At 60.3% G+C, this 17,883-nt stretch carries 14 protein-coding genes and 2 pseudogenes; 7 read left to right on the plus strand and 9 right to left on the minus strand.

Features of this window, described 5'->3' with window-relative positions; translation table 11 throughout:
• Window positions 1–9: 9 nt before the first annotated feature.
• From ACLBW8_RS12470 to ACLBW8_RS12480, 3 genes and pseudogenes are all read right to left on the minus strand, one after another.
• Window positions 10–108 (minus strand): annotated as a pseudogene (locus tag ACLBW8_RS12470) (IS5/IS1182 family transposase); the annotation flags it as partial.
• A gap of 540 nt (window positions 109–648) precedes the next feature.
• Window positions 649–735: pseudogene (locus ACLBW8_RS12475) on the minus strand (4-oxalocrotonate tautomerase); the annotation flags it as partial.
• Window positions 736–940: 205 nt separating this feature from the next.
• Entirely contained in the window at window positions 941–2,227 is a 1,287-nt protein-coding gene (locus ACLBW8_RS12480) for an OprD family porin (protein ID WP_447805473.1), read from the minus strand.
• Window positions 2,228–2,636: 409 nt separating this feature from the next.
• Here ACLBW8_RS12480 and ACLBW8_RS12485 point away from each other — a divergent pair, with 409 nt between their 5' ends.
• Complete coding sequence (locus ACLBW8_RS12485) at window positions 2,637–4,724, plus strand: TonB-dependent receptor (RefSeq protein ID WP_447805474.1); 2,088 nt, start codon at window positions 2,637–2,639, stop codon at window positions 4,722–4,724.
• 122 nt (window positions 4,725–4,846) lie between these two features.
• On the opposite strand, the gene ACLBW8_RS12490 is transcribed toward ACLBW8_RS12485, so the two are convergent.
• The 3 genes from ACLBW8_RS12490 to ACLBW8_RS12500 all read right to left on the minus strand — a co-directional run bounded on the left by ACLBW8_RS12490 (window position 4,847) and on the right by ACLBW8_RS12500 (window position 9,431).
• Window positions 4,847–5,059, minus strand: a complete 213-nt coding sequence (locus ACLBW8_RS12490; RefSeq protein WP_064450221.1) for a hypothetical protein — start codon at window positions 5,057–5,059, stop codon at window positions 4,847–4,849.
• A gap of 234 nt (window positions 5,060–5,293) precedes the next feature.
• On the minus strand, window positions 5,294–6,400 hold the full coding sequence (gene aguA / locus ACLBW8_RS12495; protein ID WP_447805475.1) for an agmatine deiminase: 1,107 nt from the start codon (window positions 6,398–6,400) through the stop codon (window positions 5,294–5,296).
• Window positions 6,401–6,521: 121 nt separating this feature from the next.
• Window positions 6,522–9,431 (minus strand): aminotransferase, encoded by a 2,910-nt coding sequence (locus ACLBW8_RS12500; protein WP_447805476.1) that lies wholly within the window; start codon window positions 9,429–9,431, stop codon window positions 6,522–6,524.
• Between the two features lie 148 nt (window positions 9,432–9,579).
• Between ACLBW8_RS12500 and rfbB the strand changes: the two genes are divergently transcribed.
• The 5 genes from rfbB to ACLBW8_RS12525 all read left to right on the plus strand — a co-directional run bounded on the left by rfbB (window position 9,580) and on the right by ACLBW8_RS12525 (window position 14,989).
• A complete protein-coding gene (gene rfbB, locus ACLBW8_RS12505; RefSeq protein WP_262666784.1) occupies window positions 9,580–10,662 on the plus strand; it encodes a dTDP-glucose 4,6-dehydratase in 1,083 nt (360 codons plus the stop codon).
• A gap of 43 nt (window positions 10,663–10,705) precedes the next feature.
• On the plus strand, window positions 10,706–11,251 hold the full coding sequence (gene rfbC, locus ACLBW8_RS12510) for a dTDP-4-dehydrorhamnose 3,5-epimerase (RefSeq protein ID WP_447805477.1): 546 nt from the start codon (window positions 10,706–10,708) through the stop codon (window positions 11,249–11,251).
• A 65-nt stretch (window positions 11,252–11,316) separates the two neighbouring features.
• Window positions 11,317–13,125 carry a sensor histidine kinase gene (locus ACLBW8_RS12515; protein WP_064450216.1) on the plus strand — a complete coding sequence of 603 codons (1,809 nt, stop codon included), beginning with the start codon at window positions 11,317–11,319 and terminating at the stop codon, window positions 13,123–13,125.
• On the plus strand, window positions 13,122–14,507 hold the full coding sequence (locus ACLBW8_RS12520) for a sigma-54-dependent transcriptional regulator (protein WP_064450215.1): 1,386 nt from the start codon (window positions 13,122–13,124) through the stop codon (window positions 14,505–14,507). Before ACLBW8_RS12515 ends, ACLBW8_RS12520 begins: the two co-directional genes overlap by 4 nt.
• Window positions 14,508–14,533: 26 nt before the next feature.
• The gene (locus tag ACLBW8_RS12525) at window positions 14,534–14,989 is read left to right on the plus strand and encodes a thioesterase domain-containing protein (protein WP_262666781.1); all 456 of its coding nucleotides are present in this window, start codon (window positions 14,534–14,536) and stop codon (window positions 14,987–14,989) included.
• A gap of 127 nt (window positions 14,990–15,116) precedes the next feature.
• Here the strand turns inward: ACLBW8_RS12525 and cysQ are convergent, their stop codons facing one another.
• Both cysQ and nudE read right to left on the minus strand, forming a co-directional pair.
• Window positions 15,117–15,953, minus strand: coding sequence for a 3'(2'),5'-bisphosphate nucleotidase CysQ (cysQ, locus tag ACLBW8_RS12530; protein WP_053253812.1), 837 nt, complete (start codon window positions 15,951–15,953; stop codon window positions 15,117–15,119).
• Window positions 15,950–16,516, minus strand: a complete 567-nt coding sequence (gene nudE / locus ACLBW8_RS12535) for an ADP compounds hydrolase NudE (RefSeq protein WP_064450212.1) — start codon at window positions 16,514–16,516, stop codon at window positions 15,950–15,952. The genes cysQ and nudE overlap by 4 nt, the downstream gene beginning before the upstream one ends.
• A gap of 87 nt (window positions 16,517–16,603) precedes the next feature.
• On the opposite strand from nudE, the gene yrfG reads away from it, so the two are divergent.
• Window positions 16,604–17,266, plus strand: coding sequence for a GMP/IMP nucleotidase (gene yrfG / locus ACLBW8_RS12540; protein ID WP_128589447.1), 663 nt, complete (start codon window positions 16,604–16,606; stop codon window positions 17,264–17,266).
• A gap of 109 nt (window positions 17,267–17,375) precedes the next feature.
• Here yrfG and lysM read toward each other — a convergent pair whose 3' ends face one another.
• Entirely contained in the window at window positions 17,376–17,816 is a 441-nt protein-coding gene (gene lysM / locus ACLBW8_RS12545) for a peptidoglycan-binding protein LysM (RefSeq protein ID WP_053253809.1), read from the minus strand.
• Window positions 17,817–17,883 lie beyond the last annotated feature (67 nt).

Here is a 17,883-nt window from a genome sequence, read left to right on the forward strand (position 1 = left end):
CAATGAATGTCGCAAATACAGCATGACACAGGCCAATAAGACCATCGCCGCAAAACTTTTCTCGAGCTTGTCGAAGCGCGTAACGATACGGCGGTTTTCCTTCAGCCACCTGCGCTCATGAAATGCCCGCAGACACCGGCGTCGGCACCTGCAAGATAACGAATGGCACAGCTCTGAAAATGAAGTTTGAATAACACGTATCGCTTGAGAAAGTGGTTACTGATTCCAGTCGAAGGATACGTCCCCGCCCCATCCCGCGATCTTTCGACTGAGCACAAAGCAAATCCCCGAAAGCGTATGTGCCCAGGCATTACTCCTTGCATGATTAGGCCGGTTGCCACCTATGCGGCAGAATCTGCTCGAAGATCCCCCGATTGCGCCAATCACGAAACCGCGGATAGGTGACTTCGCTGGACGGTTACTGTGCACCCACGTCACCTTATGAAATAGACGGCAGCAGCCCCCTCAGCTGACTCCTTCCACCAGCACCTCAGCTTTTATGCAAAATTATGGCTGGCCAATAATTATGGCGCGTCCATAAAAATAATAATTTCAACAGCAGCCTATCTGTACCGCTTGAACGGGCTAAAAAACAACCAATCCATTTTCCTGACTCCTCCCCTCGGGACGTTTGTTGAGGACCCGTTAGAGGGTTTCGGTGAATTCGGCGATGACCTGAGCTTTTTGTTCCGGGGTAACGCCGTCACGGGTGATGCGCAGGCTGACAAAGGGCATGCCAGTGGCTCCAGTGGTCGGCCATCGGGATGATGGGCTGGCGAGTGGGGCTAATTTAGGCGTGCGACTGAAGGAGATAGAGGTGGCACGGAGTAATTCATTAATACTGCGATGTAACACGTTAGAGGCCTGCAGGCGCGCATAAAAAAACCCCGAACCAGTCGGGGTTTTTTATCGCCTGGCATCAGGCGCGACGTGCGATCAATTAGAAAACGTTGATCGGGTAGTCGGCGAACAGACGGATTTCGTTACCGCCTACGTTGTAGTTGCTGGCGTTGCTGGAGACGCGCAACCAGGACGCACGAGCGCGCAGGCTCAGGTCTTTGGCCGGGCCGCTCTGAACGACGTATTTGAACTGGTTGAAGATTTCACGCTCGGTGCCACTGCCGCGGTTGGAACCGTCGTCAATGTTGGTGCCGCGCACGTAAGCGATGTTGTAGGTCAGGCCAGGTACGCCGAAGGCACTGAAGTCCAGGCCGTAGCCTGCTTGCCAGGAGCGCTCGTCTTTACCGTTGAAGTCGGACCAGTAGGAGTTGGCCAGCAGGATGGTGTTGCCGCCATCGCCAATGCCGCCAGCGTTGCGGTAGCCGCCGTACAGGTAGCCGGTGTCGCCGGTGCTGCGCTGGTGAGCGACGGTGAAGCTGTGCGGGCCAACAGCCCAGGTAGCGCCCAGGCTCCAGATTTTGTTGTCGCGAGCGTCCGCGTCACCTTGGTTTTCCAGGGCGAAGCTGCGGTCCAGCTTGGTTTTGTAGCCGTTGAAGTCAAAGGTCAACGATTGCTTCTCTGGCAGCGCCAGCACGTAGTTGACGTTGACGTATTGCTTCTTCAGCACGTCTTGCATGTCGGACGCATACAGCGCGGCGGACAGGCTTTCGGTGAATTTGTAGCTACCACCGATGTAGTCGATGCTTTTCAGGCGGCCGCTGTCGCCGCCTTCGGCGCTCTTGCGAGCTTCCTTGGTGAAGTGACCCGCGTCCAGTTGCAGACCGGCAATTTCTTTGGACACGATCGAGGTGCCCTCGAAGGTTTCCGACAGCAAACGCGAGTTGTCGTATTCCAGGACCGGAACAGCTGGCATCTGCTGACCGTATTTGATCACGGTGTTGGAGATGCGCGCCTTGACGGCTGCGCCGCCCTTGGCCAGGTCGTTGGCGGCTTCGCCGCTGTCACCTTGCTTGAAGAAGTCGATACCGCCCGCGCCGCTGCGGCCTTTGCCACCGTCCAGGCGCAGCGCGTATTGGCCGATCACGTCCACACCCACGCCGACAGTGCCTTGGGTGAAGCCGGACTCGAACTTGCCGATGAAGCCCTGGCCCCATTCGGCTTTGTCTTGCTTGCCGTTTTTGTAGTCACGGCTGATGTAAGCGTTGCGTACTGCGATGTTCAGGTGGCTGTCGTCTACAAAACCCTTGGATTGCTCCTGGTCGCTAGCCATTGCCTGAGATGCGCTCAAAATCCCCAGAGCGATCAGACCCATCCGTTGCTTCAACATTTCTTATATTCCTTATTACTGGTTGAGTACGCGCTGAGACACCAGGCTCCGTGTTGCTTTTCTGGTGTCGACTTTCTCCAGAAAAAAGAAGGCCCGCGGACGACTGAACTGCCGCGGGCCTTTTTTTATTGGATGAGTTATGGCGGTTAGCCACAGGCGTTGGGCGCAATCGTATGCGCGCGTTGAACTATGTGTCAATTTCGTGAATCGTCTGTATTTAGGCGAAAAAAGTCTAAGCGGCGCATTCCAGAGCCTTCACCCAAGCCCGAAAAACCATCCGACTCGTCAACAAAACATATCGTGTAACACTTTTAGCAGCCTGAATCTTTGGGAATACATAACGCGCGCAAATGCAAAGCATTACCATTTGCGCACATTTTTCTCCCGCCCTTTTTGGATGCATTTCTCCATGCCTGCCTCTCGCCTGACGCCCATCACCCTTGGGCTCTCTGTCCTGCTGTCTGCCGGTTTTGCCTGTGCTGCCACCGTCTTGCCCGAAACTTCGGTCAGCGCCGAAGCTGACGAAGACGACCCACGCGTCAAGGAGACCAACACCGCCACCCGCACCGCCACCTCGGTGCGCTACGTGCCCCAGGCAATCGATTCGGTCAAAACCGAAAGCCTGCGCGCCTACGGCACCAACGACCTGGGCCAGGCATTGAGCGGCATGCCCAACGTGAGCAGCGGTGCCGACACACGGTTCGACAGCCTGCGTATCCGCGGTTTCGACTCGAGCAATGACTTCTACCTGGACGGCATACGCGACGACAGCCAGTACGTGCGCGACCTGCATAACATCGAGCGCATCGAAGTGCTCAAAGGCCCGGCAGCCGTGCTTTACGGGCGAGGCGGCCAGGGCGGGATCGTCAACCGCGTGAGCAAACTGCCCCAAGCCGGGCAGAAGTCCAGCATCGAAGCCCAAGGCGGCAGCCATGATTTGCGCAGCCTGTACGCCGACCTCAGCACCGACCCTAGCGACGACATCAGCCTGCGCCTGAACATGGGCAACCAGGACAACAACAGCTTCCGCGACGGCGTGAGTGGCAACCGCCAGCTGTTTGCGCCGTCCATGAGCTGGCAACTGACGCCTGACTTGAATTGGTTGGTGCAATACGAATACAGCCGCTACAACCGTACGCCGGATCGCGGCATTCCAGGGGTTGGCGGGCGCCCGGCGCAGGTGAGCCGCAGCACCACTTACTTTGACAGCCGCGACTACATCGACGACAAATCCCAGTCCCTGCGCTCCAAGCTGGCCTACGAACTCAACAGCAACTGGCAACTGCGCCATACCCTCGGCGTGTTCAAGCTCGACAGCGATTTCGACAACACCTACCAGACCGGCTATGACGCCAAAACCAACAACGTCACGCGCCAGCGCTGGCAGCAGGACCTGACCACCCGCAACGTTTTCAATAACCTTGAGCTGGAAGGCGGTTTCGACACCTTTGGCCTGGAACATCGCCTGCTCACCGGCCTTGAGTTGGGCAGCCAGCGCCGCAACCCGAAGTTGTACAGCGCCACTGCCGTCAACCGCGGCGGCCAGGCCGTACCCAGCCTGGACCTCGACCAGCCCGACCGCCACCTCAGCCACACCGGGCGGATGAGTCTTTCAAGTAACAACCACACCGAAGTCGAAAGTCGCGCGCTGTACGTGCAGGATCAACTGCGCCTCAACGATCAATGGCAAGTGCTGGCCGGCCTGCGTTACGACCACTTCGAAGTGGACACTACCAATAAGCTGCTCAACGTCCGGCAAGACGTCGAGAGCCACAGCACCAGCCCGCGAATCGGTCTGGTGTGGACGCCACTGGAACATCACTCGTTCTACGCCTCGTGGAGCAAGACCTTCTCGCCGGCGGGTGGCGGCTTGATCGGTATCACCCCGAATGCCGCAGGCAGCGTCAACGACCTGAGCCCCGAGCTGACCAAGCAAAAGGAAATCGGCGTAAAAAGCGACTGGCTCGACGACCGCCTGAGCACCACCCTGGCCCTGTACGAACTGGAACTCTACAACCGCCGCACCAGCGACCCGCTGGACCGCACTATCACCCTGCTCACCGGCGAGCAACGTTCACGCGGCGTGGAGTTGACGGCCACCGGCAAGGTCGTCGGCAATTGGTATGTGCGCGGTGGCGTGGGCTTGCAGGACGCCAAGGTCGAGAAGGACAACAACGGCTTTGAAGGCAAGCGCATCAGCGATGTGGCCAAGCGCAATGCCAGCCTGTTTATCACCTGGAAACCGGAAATGGGCTGGTACGCAGAAACCGGTCTGACCCTCGTAGGCGACCGTTATGCCGACAACCTCAACACCGTGGTGCTGCCCGGCTATGGCCGGTGGGACGCGTTGGCCGGGTTCCGTCAGAAGGAATGGGATGTGCGGGCGGCGCTGAACAACATTGCCGACAAAAACTACTACGCCTCGGCCACCAGTGCGGCGCAGATTCAACCGGGCGAGCCGCGTAGCCTGGTAGTAACAGGCACCTACAGTTTTTAAGACGTTCTCGATGCAAATGTGGGAGCGGGCTTGCTCGCGAAAGCGCAGTGTCAGTCACCGAATGTGTTGCTGATACACCGCTTTCGCGAGCAAGCCCGCTCCCACACTGATCTGCGGGCACTTCAGTTTTGCATCAGCTCGCATAACGCGCGCACTTCATCCTCACTGAACAACCCCACCGGGTAACGTTCACTCATCACGCTGCGCAAGTCAGGTTGCCTCACCTGTCGCGAGCCGTTTGCCTTCAACCAGAGCGCCAACGCATGGATCGCCTTACCGTCGACCCGCGTGGGGTGGAACGGGCGCGTGTAGATCAGGTTCATATCGGCATTCATTTCAGCGCTCTCTCCTACTGCGTGAGCGGCTAACTTACTCAAGGTTTATGACAGAACTGCGCAGTCATCCCCTTGGTTCACCGTGACAACACCGATACAAGAGCTATGCCAATGTCCCGTGTTTATAGGCATTCGGAAACAAAAAAGCCCGCAACCTAACGGGGCCGCGGGCTTGCTGTGAGCGCTATAAACAGGCAGCGCCGTGTTATCACTCAGACACTGTTACAACTGCACTCAGTTTTTGTGCGGCGCTGGCTGTTGTTGGGTCAGGCAATGAATATTTCCGCCGCCCAGTAACAGTTCGCGGCCCGGCACCATCACCACTTCGTGCTGCGGGAACAGGTTTTGCAGAATGTCCTTGGCCTGGCTGTCCAGCGGGTCGTCGAAGCTCGGCGCGATGATGCCGCCGTTGACGATCAGGAAGTTCACGTAGGAACCCGCCAACCGCACGGTCGGATTTCGTTCCTGGCTGCCGTCAACCGGGTCCACACCCGCGCATTCTTCCTCGGTGGCATACAGCGGCCCCGGAATCGGCATTTTATGCACTGTGAACGAGCGGCCCTGGGCATCGGTGCTGCTTTGCAGCACGTCCATGGCTGCGTGGCAGCGCGCGTAGTTCGGGTCTTGCGGGTCATCGGTCCAGGCCAGCAGCACTTCGCCCGGGCGCACGTAGCAGCAGAAGTTATCCACATGGCCGTCGGTTTCGTCGTTGAACAGGCCGTCCGGCAACCAGATGATCTTATCCACAGCCAGGTTGTCGCTCAGCACCGCTTCGATCGCCGCACGATCCAGGTGTGGGTTGCGATTGCGGTTCAGCAGGCATTCTTCGGTGGTGATCAGCGTGCCTTCACCGTCGACATGGATCGAACCACCTTCCAGCACGAAACCTTCGGTGCGGTAACGCGGCGCGCGCTCGATCTCGAGGATCTTGCCGCCCACCTGCGCATCGCGATTCCACGGCGCATACAGGCCGCCGTCGAAGCCGCCCCAGGCATTGAAATCCCAGTTCACACCGCGCACTTCGCCGCTGTGGTTGATGACGAACGTAGGGCCGGTGTCGCGTACCCACGCATCGTCGTTGGACATTTCCACCACGCGGATATTGGGCACATCCAAACGCGCGCGAGCGTTTTCATACTGGTCGGCAGAAACGGCGACCGTCACCGGCTCAAAGCGCGCGATAGCCTTGGCCACCGCCACATGAGCTGCCTGCGCCGGCTTGCCACCCAGGCGCCAGTTGTCCGGACGCTGCGGCCAAATCATCCAGGTTTGGGTTTGCGGCGCCCATTCGGCGGGCATGTAGAAGCCATCGGCGCGAGGTGTGCTGTGCAGGGTGGTCATGGCGATCAGGACTCCGAATGGGGTGAAGGCCGACTTTATAACGGATAAAAATCGGCTTTAGAAGCAACAAAAAATCATAGACGACAAACATTACAATAATTAGCCGATAACAATCGATTAATTACAATTGCTCGTCCAGCGCCTTCGACAGCATGTCGACAAAGAAGTCCACGCTGCGTTTAGAAGTCACCATCGGCGGCTTGATCTTCAGAATGTTGAGATAATCGCCCGTCGGCTGCATGAAAATACCCAACACGCGCAGACGCTCACACAACAACGCGGTTTCTTCTGTGGCGGGTTCCAGGGTGTGCCGATCACGCACCAACTCCAGGCCCAGGTAAAAGCCGGAACCGTGAACGGCCCCCACCAAAGGATGACGATCAATCAAGGCTTGCAGGCGCGCCTTGAAATGCCCACCTACCACTTGGGCGTTTTCCCACAGTTTTTCCTCCTCCATCACGTCCAACACGGCCATGCCGATCCGGCAACTGACCGGGCTGCCGCCCGACGATGAGAAGAAATACCCTTCGGCCTCCAGCGCCTCGGCGATGTCCCGCCGGGTAATCACCGCGCCCAGCGGCTGGCCGTTCCCCATGCCCTTGGCCATGGTGATGATGTCCGGCACCACGCCTTGCTCTTCAAAGCCCCAGAAGAAATGCCCCATGCGGCCGTAGCCCACCTGCACTTCATCGGCGATGCACACGCCGCCTTGGGCACGCACCAACGCGTACACCTGCTGCAGATAGCCCGGCGGCAACGAGATGCCACCGGCGTTGCCATACACCGGCTCGCAGATAAAGCCTGCCAATTGGCGTTTGCTCGCGGCGATTTTCGCCAAGTTGTGTTCCACACTTCTTACGTAATCCGGCGCACTGTCCTGCCCACGGAACTCGCCGCGATAGGTATTGGGCGCGGTCACCGGGTGCACCCAGTCAGGACGGCTACTGAGTGCCTGAGGGTTATCGGCAATCGACGTGGACACCGCGTCCGCCGCCACCGACCAACCGTGGTAGGCCTCCAGCACGCTGAGCATGTCGCGCCCGCCGCTGTAGGCCCAGGCCAGGCGTATCGCCAGGTCATTGGCCTCGGTGCCGCTGTTGACCAGAAACACCCGGTCCATGCCCTCCGGCGCCAACGCCAGCAACCGTTCGGAAAACTCGGCAATTGCCGCATAGTGGAAACGCGAGTTGGTGTTGAGCAATGACCATTGCCGCGCCGCCTCCGCCGCCATGCGTGGGTGGCCATGGCCCAACACCGCGACGTTGTTGAGCATGTCCAGGTAAGAGCGGCCCTGCATGTCGATCAGATGGTTGCGCCAGCCACGTTCGATGCGCGGCGGGTCAACGTAATAGTGCTTCTGCGAGCGGGCGAAACTGGCGTCACGTCGAGCCAGCAAGGCCTCGGCGTCCAACTCGGGTTCCGCATCACAGGCCAGCCCCAGCAGCGTGGCCGGCGACGGGCAGATTGCCTGCCAAGCCAGGGCTCGGGACGGCGTGCAGAACAACGGCGGCTCAAGGTCGGCGCGGCATAACTGCACGGTGAGCGGCGCGTGGACCTCGCCGAGGATTTGCCCTTTTACCACTGCTGAACCCGGTTTCAACGCGGTCTCCACACCCCCTAAGCGCAAGCTCAACGGAGCGCTATGCAAACACAGCACACCGTCATCGCCCTGGCGCAACGTCCCACCAAAGGGCGCTTCCAACACGCAACCATGGGGAAGGTGCAGCTCCACGTGGAGGGGGAAAGTGTCCGGTTCGACGGCACTGTCGGCACGGGTACGTGACAGCCGATATTGCCCGTACCGACTGGCGGCCAACCCATGCACCGCCGCCGCTTCATCCAACAGCCGACGGTCGACGCCGGGCAATTCCCAATTGCCGGCCTCGAAATGCGGGCTGAGCACGCCCAGGTCGATCAGCGCGAACTCACGCCCCACGAGGCCCGGCAATAACGGTGCGAAGTCCTGACTGGCCAACGGCATCAACGCCTCACCGACGCAACGCAGAATGGCGGCTTCCATCAACTCAAACGGCACCGACGTCGCCACATGGAAGATTTCCCACTCGTGTTCGGCGTTTTTCAATAAGTACGTGTTGTCCGGGTCCAGACGCTGCTGTTGTTCGCTGCTGAGCACCAGCACCGCCGCGCGGGCGACAATCAACGGCCACAACGCCTGCAATTCCTCACGCTGCAACGGCGTCACCGCGTAATACGCCTGGATCGCCGGCAGGATGGCAAAAGGATCGCCTTCGGCATGGTGCAGCAAGGCCGCGCAGGTCACGGACAGGTCGGCTATGCGCCAGGTGTGCACCAGATCGCCGAAATCAATGACCCCCTGGACCTGCCACTGCCGCTGGGCATCGCGCTGCCAGACGACATTGTCATCGGTGATGTCCATGTGCACCGCTTGCCATGGCAAATGATCCACCAAGGGCAGCATGCGGTGTTCCACCTCCACGGCCACCTGTTCCAACGTCATGCGGTGGGGCAGGTTTTCCAGTGTCGCCAGCAGGTGGGCGATCAGTCCCCGTGCGTGGCGTGGGTCCCATTGCAGGGTGCGATCAAGGCCCGGATGTGTGAACGGGGCCAGCGCCAGGCTCATCCGCCCGCACAGGGCGCCGAAGCCTGCGATCACCTCGCGCCCCAGATGAGGCAGATGGGTCAAGGGTTGGCCGTCGATGTAATCCAACAGCCGCACGTGCAGGGTTTGCCCCGCTATCGCCAGGGTGAGCAACTCATCACCGGTGAGCGCCTTGATAACGTTGGGCACCTGCACGTACGCATTGGCCTGCAGCTCATTGAGCGCCGCGTGCTGTGCCTGCAACTCAACCGCAGCGTAATCGCCCCGGCAGATCTTGAGCACAAACCGGCCGCGATCACTGTCGACCCTGTAGTTGAGGTCTTGCTGGCTGCCCAGTGCGTGCAACGTGCCGGTGAGGCCGTAATGGTGCTCGAGCAACTGTGCTGCTTGATCAGGACCCACTTGCGGGCAGGGCAAATTGGCGCGATGGATCAACGTGGCGAGCAACATGTGACGACCTCGGTTTTTTTGAGCGTCTATATCGCCATTAACCCGGTCAGTATGGCAACCCCCAGCACACACCACGCTTGCGCCGCCCGGTCTCACAACTCAAGCTATGCTCTCGCTTAATGACCGTCTAAGGAAAAGGCTCTCTGACATGCGCATTCTCATCACCGGCGGTGCCGGGTTTATCGGTTCTGCACTGATTCGCCACCTGATTCAACACACTGAGCACGAAGTGCTCAACCTGGACAAACTCACCTATGCCGGCAACCTGGAGTCGCTGACCAGCATCGCGTCCAACAGCCGCTATGAGTTCGTGCAAGCCGATATCATCGACCAGGCCACCGTCAGCGCCGTGCTGGCACGCTTTGAGCCCCAGGCGATCATGCACCTGGCAGCCGAGTCGCACGTCGACCGTTCCATTGACGGCCCGTCGGACTTTATCCAGACCAACATCGTCGGCACCTACAGCCTGCTGGAAGCCACGCGCGCCTATTGGCAAACGCTGGCCGAACCGGCCAAGAGCGCGTTCCGCTTCCACCACATCTCCACCGACGAAGTGTATGGCGACCTCCACGGTGTGGACGACCTGTTCACCGAAACCACTCCTTACGCGCCAAGCTCCCCGTATTCGGCCAGCAAAGCGGCCTCCGACCACCTGGTCCGCGCCTGGCAGCGCACCTATGGCCTGCCGGTGCTGCTGACCAACTGCTCGAATAACTACGGGCCGTTCCACTTCCCCGAGAAGTTGATCCCGCTGGTCATCCTCAATGCCCTCGCAGGCAAGCCACTGCCGGTCTATGGCGACGGTTTGCAGGTGCGCGACTGGCTGTTCGTCGAAGATCACGCGCGTGCACTGCTCAAAGTCGTGACCGAGGGTGAAGTCGGCGAAACCTACAACATCGGCGGTCACAACGAGCAGAAGAACATCGACGTGGTACGCGGCATCTGTGGCCTGCTGGAAGAACTGGCGCCACACCGCCCCGCCGGCGTAGAAAAATTCACCGACCTGATCACCTTCGTCAAGGACCGTCCGGGCCACGACCAGCGCTACGCGATCGATGCGAGCAAGATCGAAGCCGACTTGGGCTGGGTCCCTGAAGAAACCTTTGAAACCGGCCTGCGCAAGACCGTGCAGTGGTATCTCGATAACCTCGACTGGTGCCGCAGGGTCCAGGACGGTAGTTATCAAGGTGAGCGACTCGGCAATACCGACGCAAAAGATCTGATCGCATAAGGATCTGATCACACGACCTGTTCACCTCGGCGAGGCAAACCCAATGAATGTAATCGCGACTGAGCTGCCCGATGTGTTGATCCTCGAACCGAAGGTGTTTGGCGATGAGCGCGGCTTTTTTTATGAGAGCTTCAACGCCAAGGCTTTTGCTCAAGCCACAGGCCTGCAGTTGGAGTTTGTGCAGGACAACCACTCCCGTTCGCAAAAGGGCGTGCTGCGCGGCTTGCACTATCAGATCGAAAATACGCAGGGGAAACTGGTACGTGTGACTGCCGGTGAGGTCCTGGATGTGGCGGTGGATATCCGCCGCAGCTCGCCTGATTTCGGCAAATGGACCAGCGTGCGCTTGTCCGCCGAAAACAACCGCCAGCTGTGGATTCCACCCGGGTTTGCCCACGGTTTTGTAGTGCTCAGCGACCACGCCGAGTTCCTCTACAAAACCACGGATTACTACACGCCCTCTGCAGAGCGTTGTATCCGTTGGGACGACCCGCAGCTCAATATCGACTGGCTGCTGGACGGGGCTCCGACCTTGTCCGCCAAGGATCAAAACGGCAAACGCCTGGCAGAGGCCGACGTGTTTCCTTGACCGGCGAGTGTCTTGCACGACAGCCCTAGGCATAATGCGCCTGTACCCACAGGCGCATGACTCCCATGACACCACCCCTTCCGCGAAGACCCCGCTGGCGCAGCCTTGCGTTGTTGGCGTTGTGCCTCGCGCCGCTGCTGTGGCCGCTGGAACATTTGGCCGAGCGGTATTACCGCAGTGAACTGGCCGGGCAAAACCGCCAGACCCTCGATCTGTACGTCGCCAACCTGCTCGGCACCCTGCACCGCTATGAGGTGCTGCCGCAAATCCTCGGTGACCTGCCCGCCCTGCGTACCGTGCTGGATGCGCCCCACGTCAGCACCAACTTGACCAACGCCAACCGGCTGCTCAAGGACGTCGCCGCCCAGGCCGGTGTGGAAGTGATGTACCTGATGGACACCACCGGCAAAACCCTCGCCGCCTCTAACTGGGATAAACAGGACAGCTTTGTCGGCCGCAACTTCTCGTTTCGTCCCTATTTCAGCGAAGCCATGGCCGGGCACCTGGGGCGGTTTTTCGGCCTGGGCACCACCTCGGCCAAGCGCGGCTACTTCTTCGCTGCCGCCGTTCACGATGGCGATAAAATCATCGGCGTGCTGGTGGTCAAGGTTGACCTGGACCACACCGAAAGCCTGTGGGGCAACACGCCAGAACAACTGCTGGTGACCGACCACAACGGCGTGGTGATCCTCACTTCGCGCCCGCAATGGCGATTCCGCGCCACCCGTCCGCTGACCGCCGAGGAACGCCAGGCGATCATTGCGATCCAGCCCTACCCGACGCGCGACCCGCAGCCGCTGGCGCTGAGTCCCACAGCGTGGCTGCGCCAATCCACGGCCATCGCCGAAACCGGATGGACCGTGGAAATTCTCGCGCCGCGCTCATTGATCAATCGCCCGGTGCGCACCGTGGTGGCCGTCGGTGGCGCCGCGTTACTGGTGCTAATGCTGTTGCTGGGTTTGATGATGCAGCGCCGTCGGCATTACCTGGAGCGCATCGCGTTCGAAGCCAAGGCCCGACGCGAGTTGGAAGCCCGTGTGGTGGAGCGCACCAGCGACCTGGAAGGTCTGAACCGGCGCCTCAAACAGGAAGTGCTCGAGCGTGAGCACGCCCAGCAGGAACTGGTTCGCGCCCAGGATGACCTGGTGCAGGCCGGTAAACTGTCGGCGCTGGGGACCATGTCGGCGAGTATCAGCCACGAACTCAATCAGCCCCTCGCGGCGATTCGCAGCTACGCGGAAAACGCCGAGATCCTGCTCGACCATGAACGCACCAACGACGCACGGGGCAACCTCAAACTGATCAGCGAACTGACGGGGCGCATGGCCTCGATCATCGCCCACCTGCGCGCATTCGCCCGACGCGACCGCCACGCCCCGGAAAGCGTGGCCTTGCAACCGGCACTGGATGACGCGCTGGCGTTACTGGCCAAGCGGCGGCGGTCGATGGAGGTCGAGCTGATCCGTGACTTGCCGGAAGCCACCCTATGGGTGCAAGCCGGGGAAACGCGTCTGCGCCAGGTACTCGGCAACCTGCTGGCCAACGCCCTTGACGCCCTGACCGAAAAAGGCCCGCCGCGCAAACTCTGGTTGAGTGCCCAAACCACCGAACAGGGCGTCAACCTGTACATTCGCGACAATGGCCCGGGCTTTTGCATGGAAGCCCTGGGCCGGGCCAGTGAACCGTTCTACACCACCAAGACCCGCACCCAGGGCCTGGGGTTGGGCCTGGCGATCTGTGACACCTTGATGCGTGCCTTTGGCGGTGAACTGCTGTTCGCCAACCACAAGGAAGGCGGCGCACTGTTAACCTTGAAATTGCGTGCCGGCTCGCCGGGCGTCAGTCTGCAACCGTCCGAGGACCGCAGTGTATGAGTATCGATAACCAGATTCAGGTGGTGCTGATCGACGACGATCCCCACCTGCGTCAGGCCCTGTGCCAGACCCTGGACCTGGCCGGGCTGAAGGTCCTGACCCTGGGCGAAGCCACCGGCCTCACCGCGCGCCTGTCCCGCGACTGGCCGGGCGTGGTGGTCAGCGATATCCGCATGCCCGGCATGGACGGCCTGGAGCTGCTCGCCGAACTGCATGGCCAGGACCCTGAACTGCCGGTGTTGTTGATTACCGGCCACGGTGATGTGCCGTTGGCGGTGCAAGCCATGCGCGCCGGCGCGTATGACTTTCTCGAAAAACCGTTCGCCAGCGACGCCCTGCTCGACAGCGTCCGCCGCGCCCTGGCCCTGCGCCGTCTGGTGCTGGACAACCGCAGCCTGCGCCTGGCTCTCAGTGATCGCCAGCAACTGAGTACGCGCCTGGTCGGGCACTCACCGCAGATGCTGCGTCTGCGCGAGCAGATCGGCGCCCTCGCAGCGACCCGTGCCGACGTGCTGATCCTCGGCGAAACCGGGGCCGGCAAAGAAGTAGTGGCCCGCGCGCTGCACGACCTGTCGAGCCGGCGTAGCGGACCGTTTGTGGCGATCAACGCCGGTGCCCTGGCCGAATCAGTAGTCGAAAGCGAGCTGTTCGGCCATGAGCCCGGCGCTTTTACGGGCGCGCAGAAACGCCGTATCGGCAAGTTTGAATTCGCCAACGGCGGCACACTGTTCCTCGATGAAATCGAAAGCATGAGCCTGGATGTACAGGTCAAACTGCTGCGCCTGTTGCAGGAGCGCGTGGTTGAGCGCCTGGGTGGCAATCAGCTGATCCCGCTGGATATCCGCATTATCGCGGCCACCAAGGAAGACCTGCGCCAGGCCGCCGACCAGGGCCGCTTCCGGGCCGACTTGTATTACCGCCTCAACGTCGCGCCGCTGCGCATTCCGCCGCTGCGCGAGCGCGGTGAAGATGCACTGATGTTGTTCCAGCACTTTGCCGACGAAGCCAGCAGCCGCCACGGCCTGCCGCTGCACGAGCTGCAACCGGGCCAACGGGCGCTGCTGTTGCGTCACAGCTGGCCGGGCAATGTGCGCGAACTGCAAAATGCGGCGGAGCGCTTCGCCTTGGGGCTGGAGTTGGCACTCGATGCCACGGCGGACAATCCCGCCACCGGCGTCCTGACGTCCACACCCGGCGGCTTGAGCGAACAGGTCGAACAGTTCGAAAAAAGCCTGATCGCCGCCGAACTGACCCGCCCCCACAGTTCGGTCCGCAGCCTCGCCGAAGCCCTCGGCGTGCCGCGCAAGACCCTGCACGACAAACTGCGCAAACACGGCCTGAACTTCGCCGACAGCGCCAGCCACAACGCTGACGACGAATAACCCTGCCCACTCGCCAAGAGGCCATCATGAGCCGCGACAGCCGTTACCTGGAATCCATCCTTCATCACGACATCCCCCTCACCCGGGAGATGGGCCTCAAGGTGCTCGATTGGCAACACGACCAACTGCAGCTGCACCTGCCCTTGCAGGCCAATATCAACCACAAGAGCACGATGTTCGGCGGCAGCCTTTATTGCGGCGCCGTGCTGGCGGGTTGGGGCTGGCTGCACTTGAAACTGCGCGAAGAAGGCATTGAAGACGGGCATATCGTGATTCAGGAAGGGCAGATCAGTTACCCGCTGCCGGTCACGCGGGATGCAACGGTGGTGTGCCCGGCACCGGAAGAAAAGGTGTGGAAGCGGTTTTTGGCGACGTACAAGCGCTATGGCCGGGCGCGGTTGACGCTGGAGACGTGGATCGTCAACGAAGGCAGTGCAGAACAGGCCGTGTCCTTCACCGGCCAATACGTCCTGCACCGCTAGAAGCCACAACACAAAACAACTGTGGGAGCTGGCTTGCCTGCGATAGCGGTAGATCAGTCACTGAAGCGGTGACTGTCAGACCCTTATCGCAGGCAAGCCAGCTCCCACATTTTGATTTTTTGAGGCCTTAAGAACGCGCCAGGGTCAGCAATCGCTCGCGCCACGCAGCCTTCGCCGGCAACGCCAAAAAGAACGGGTTCAACAACGAGGCCCGTGCCGGATAACTGAACGGCTCGCCGCTCAATTCCAGCACCTCGCCCCCTGCGCCTTCCAGTACGCCCTGGGCCGCAGCGGTGTCCCATTGCGATGTTGGCGCCAGGCGCGGGTAGCAATCGGCGCTGCCCTCGGCCAGCAGACAGAACTTCAGCGAGCTGCCGATATTCGCCAGTTTCAATGCCCCAAGCCCTTCACTCAAACCGTCGAGCAGGCGTTCCTGTTCAGGGCTGGAATGGCGCCGGCTGGCGACCACGGTAAATGATTCGCCCGCCGCCGGTGCCTCACGCACCTGAATCTGCTTGGGCGCGTCATTCACATCGGAGCGCCACGCCCCCAGCCCGGCACCACCGAAGTAGCAACGGCCACTGGTCGGCATCGACACCACACCGAATACCACACGGCCTTGCTCAATCAACGCAATATTGACGGTGAACTCTTCGCTGCCGGAAATAAATTCCTTGGTGCCATCCAACGGGTCCACCAACCACCAGCGCTGCCAGCCGGCACGCACGCTCTGGTCGATATCAGCATCTTCTTCGGACAGCACCGGAATGCTCGGGTCGAGCGCGGTAAGGCCCGCCAGGATCAGGTGGTGAGCCGCCAGGTCCGCCGCCGTCACCGGCGAATCGTCCGACTTGGCGGTAACGGCCACATCGGCGCGCCAAAACGGCAGAATCACTTCACCCGCCTGGCGAGCCAGCTCAATCACAGGGGCAATATACGGGTGGCCTAAAAACAGTTCGCTCATGCGGTAAACGCTCCACGCTGGGTCAACAGGTCTCGTACCAGATACAGTGCGGCCAGGGCGCGGCCTTCGCTGAACTGCTCGTTTTGCGCCAGTTGCGACAACTCGCGCAGGTTGACCCTGTCCACACGCATCGGCTCAGGCTCATCGCCTTCCAGGCGCTCTTCATACAGTTCAGTGGCCAGCACCACCTGGATTTTCTGGCTCATATAGCCAGGCGACAACGACAGCTCGGTAATGTGCTCCAACTGTCGCGCGCCATAGCCAGCTTCTTCCTTGAGTTCACGGTCGGCTGCCGCCAGCACGTCTTCGCCGGGTTCGATCAACCCTTTGGGTAACGACAACTCATATTCGTCGGTGCCACCGCAGTATTCTTCCACCAGTAACGCATGGTCCTCGTCGATCATCGCCACGATCATCACCGCGCCGTAGCCGGCACCGCGGCCTACCAGGCGCTCGTAGGTTCGTTCAACGCCATTGGAAAAGCGCAGTTGCACTTCCTCCACGCGGAACAAACGGCTACTGGCGACTATTTCGCGGGCGAGTACGGTGGGTTTCTGGCGCATAAGCGGCTCCTTGGCGTGATCGGGTTACTATACCGTGGCTTTTCCGATTGTCTGTGTCGGATATCTTTACTTACATGAGAACGCCCCATGCCCTCTTTGCCCTGGCACGCCATCGACACCGTCCTGCTGGACATGGACGGCACCTTGCTTGACCTGCATTACGACAACCACTTCTGGATGGAGCACCTGCCCCAGCGCTATGCCGAGCTGCACGGCGTGACCCGGGCCATGGCCGAGATGGAGTTGCAGCCACTGTTCGAGCGTAACGCCGGACAGTTGCAATGGTATTGCCTGGATTTCTGGAGCACGGAGCTGAAGATCCCGGTGCGCGAGCTCAAGCTGGAAACCGCCCACCTGATCGCCCTGCGCGCGGATGCGGATACGTTTCTGGCAGCGGTCAAACGGGCCGGCAAACGCGTCATCCTGATCACCAATGCGCATCGTGACTCGCTGTCATTGAAACTGGAACGCATTGAGCTGGCGCCGTATTTCGAGCGGTTGATCAGCTCTCACGACTACGGTTTCCCCAAGGAAAACCTGCAGTTCTGGGATGCCCTGCAAGCCGATATCCACTTTGACCCGGCCCGCAGCCTGTTTATCGATGACACCTTGCCGATCCTGCGCAGTGCCCGGGATTTTGGCGTGGGGCATCTGCTGGCGGTGAAAGAGCCGGACAGTCAGAAAGGGCCGAAGGATACTGCGGAGTTTGCGGCGGTAGAAGATTACCGGGACCTCATTGTCGGACTGTAATCAATGTGGGAGCGGGCTTGCTCGCGAAAGCAGTGTGCCAGCCACTGGATGTGTTGACTGATCCACCGCATTCGCGAGCAAGCCCGCTCCCACATTTTTGTGCCGAGTGTTACTCAGGAATACGCAGCGTCTGCCCTGGGTAAATTTTGTTCACATCTTTGAGCAGCGGCTTGTTGGCCTCGAAGATTTTGTTGTACTGGTTGGCGTTGCCATACACCGCCAGGGAAATCGCACTCAGGGTGTCGCCCTTTTTCACCACCACAAAACGGGCGGCGGCGACGACAGGGCCGGAGACGGTAATCTGGTCATCTACAGTGGCTACACCGGCAATATTGCCCGCCGCCAGAAGGATTTTTTCTTTCTCTTCCTGGCTGGCGACTTCACCCGTGATCGTCACCTTGTCACCGTCCACGGTGGCATGAACGTTAGGGTTACCCAGCCCTACTGCTTCGATATGTTTTTTCAACTCATCGCTGGCGTTAGCGTTACCCGGCGTCAACAGATCGATCAGCTTTTCGCCTGCTTCTTTCACGAAACTAAAAAGACTCATGGTGTGCTCTCCTTGGGTTTGATTTCCAGATGCCAAAGACTAGACCAATCCCGCAGACTTGGGTTCC

The organism is Pseudomonas sp. M5A4_2d, assembly GCF_053345295.1.

Coding starts and splice junctions, on each gene's coding strand:
- ACLBW8_RS12480 (WP_447805473.1), bottom strand. CDS start 2,227: ATGTTGAAGCAACGGATGGGTCTGATCGCTCTGGGGATTTTGAGCGCA.
- ACLBW8_RS12485 (WP_447805474.1), top strand. CDS start 2,637: ATGCCTGCCTCTCGCCTGACGCCCATCACCCTTGGGCTCTCTGTCCTG.
- ACLBW8_RS12490 (WP_064450221.1), bottom strand. CDS start 5,059: ATGAATGCCGATATGAACCTGATCTACACGCGCCCGTTCCACCCCACG.
- aguA (WP_447805475.1), bottom strand. CDS start 6,400: ATGACCACCCTGCACAGCACACCTCGCGCCGATGGCTTCTACATGCCC.
- ACLBW8_RS12500 (WP_447805476.1), bottom strand. CDS start 9,431: ATGTTGCTCGCCACGTTGATCCATCGCGCCAATTTGCCCTGCCCGCAA.
- rfbB (WP_262666784.1), top strand. CDS start 9,580: ATGCGCATTCTCATCACCGGCGGTGCCGGGTTTATCGGTTCTGCACTG.
- rfbC (WP_447805477.1), top strand. CDS start 10,706: ATGAATGTAATCGCGACTGAGCTGCCCGATGTGTTGATCCTCGAACCG.
- ACLBW8_RS12515 (WP_064450216.1), top strand. CDS start 11,317: ATGACACCACCCCTTCCGCGAAGACCCCGCTGGCGCAGCCTTGCGTTG.
- ACLBW8_RS12520 (WP_064450215.1), top strand. CDS start 13,122: ATGAGTATCGATAACCAGATTCAGGTGGTGCTGATCGACGACGATCCC.
- ACLBW8_RS12525 (WP_262666781.1), top strand. CDS start 14,534: ATGAGCCGCGACAGCCGTTACCTGGAATCCATCCTTCATCACGACATC.
- cysQ (WP_053253812.1), bottom strand. CDS start 15,953: ATGAGCGAACTGTTTTTAGGCCACCCGTATATTGCCCCTGTGATTGAG.
- nudE (WP_064450212.1), bottom strand. CDS start 16,516: ATGCGCCAGAAACCCACCGTACTCGCCCGCGAAATAGTCGCCAGTAGC.
- yrfG (WP_128589447.1), top strand. CDS start 16,604: ATGCCCTCTTTGCCCTGGCACGCCATCGACACCGTCCTGCTGGACATG.
- lysM (WP_053253809.1), bottom strand. CDS start 17,816: ATGAGTCTTTTTAGTTTCGTGAAAGAAGCAGGCGAAAAGCTGATCGAT.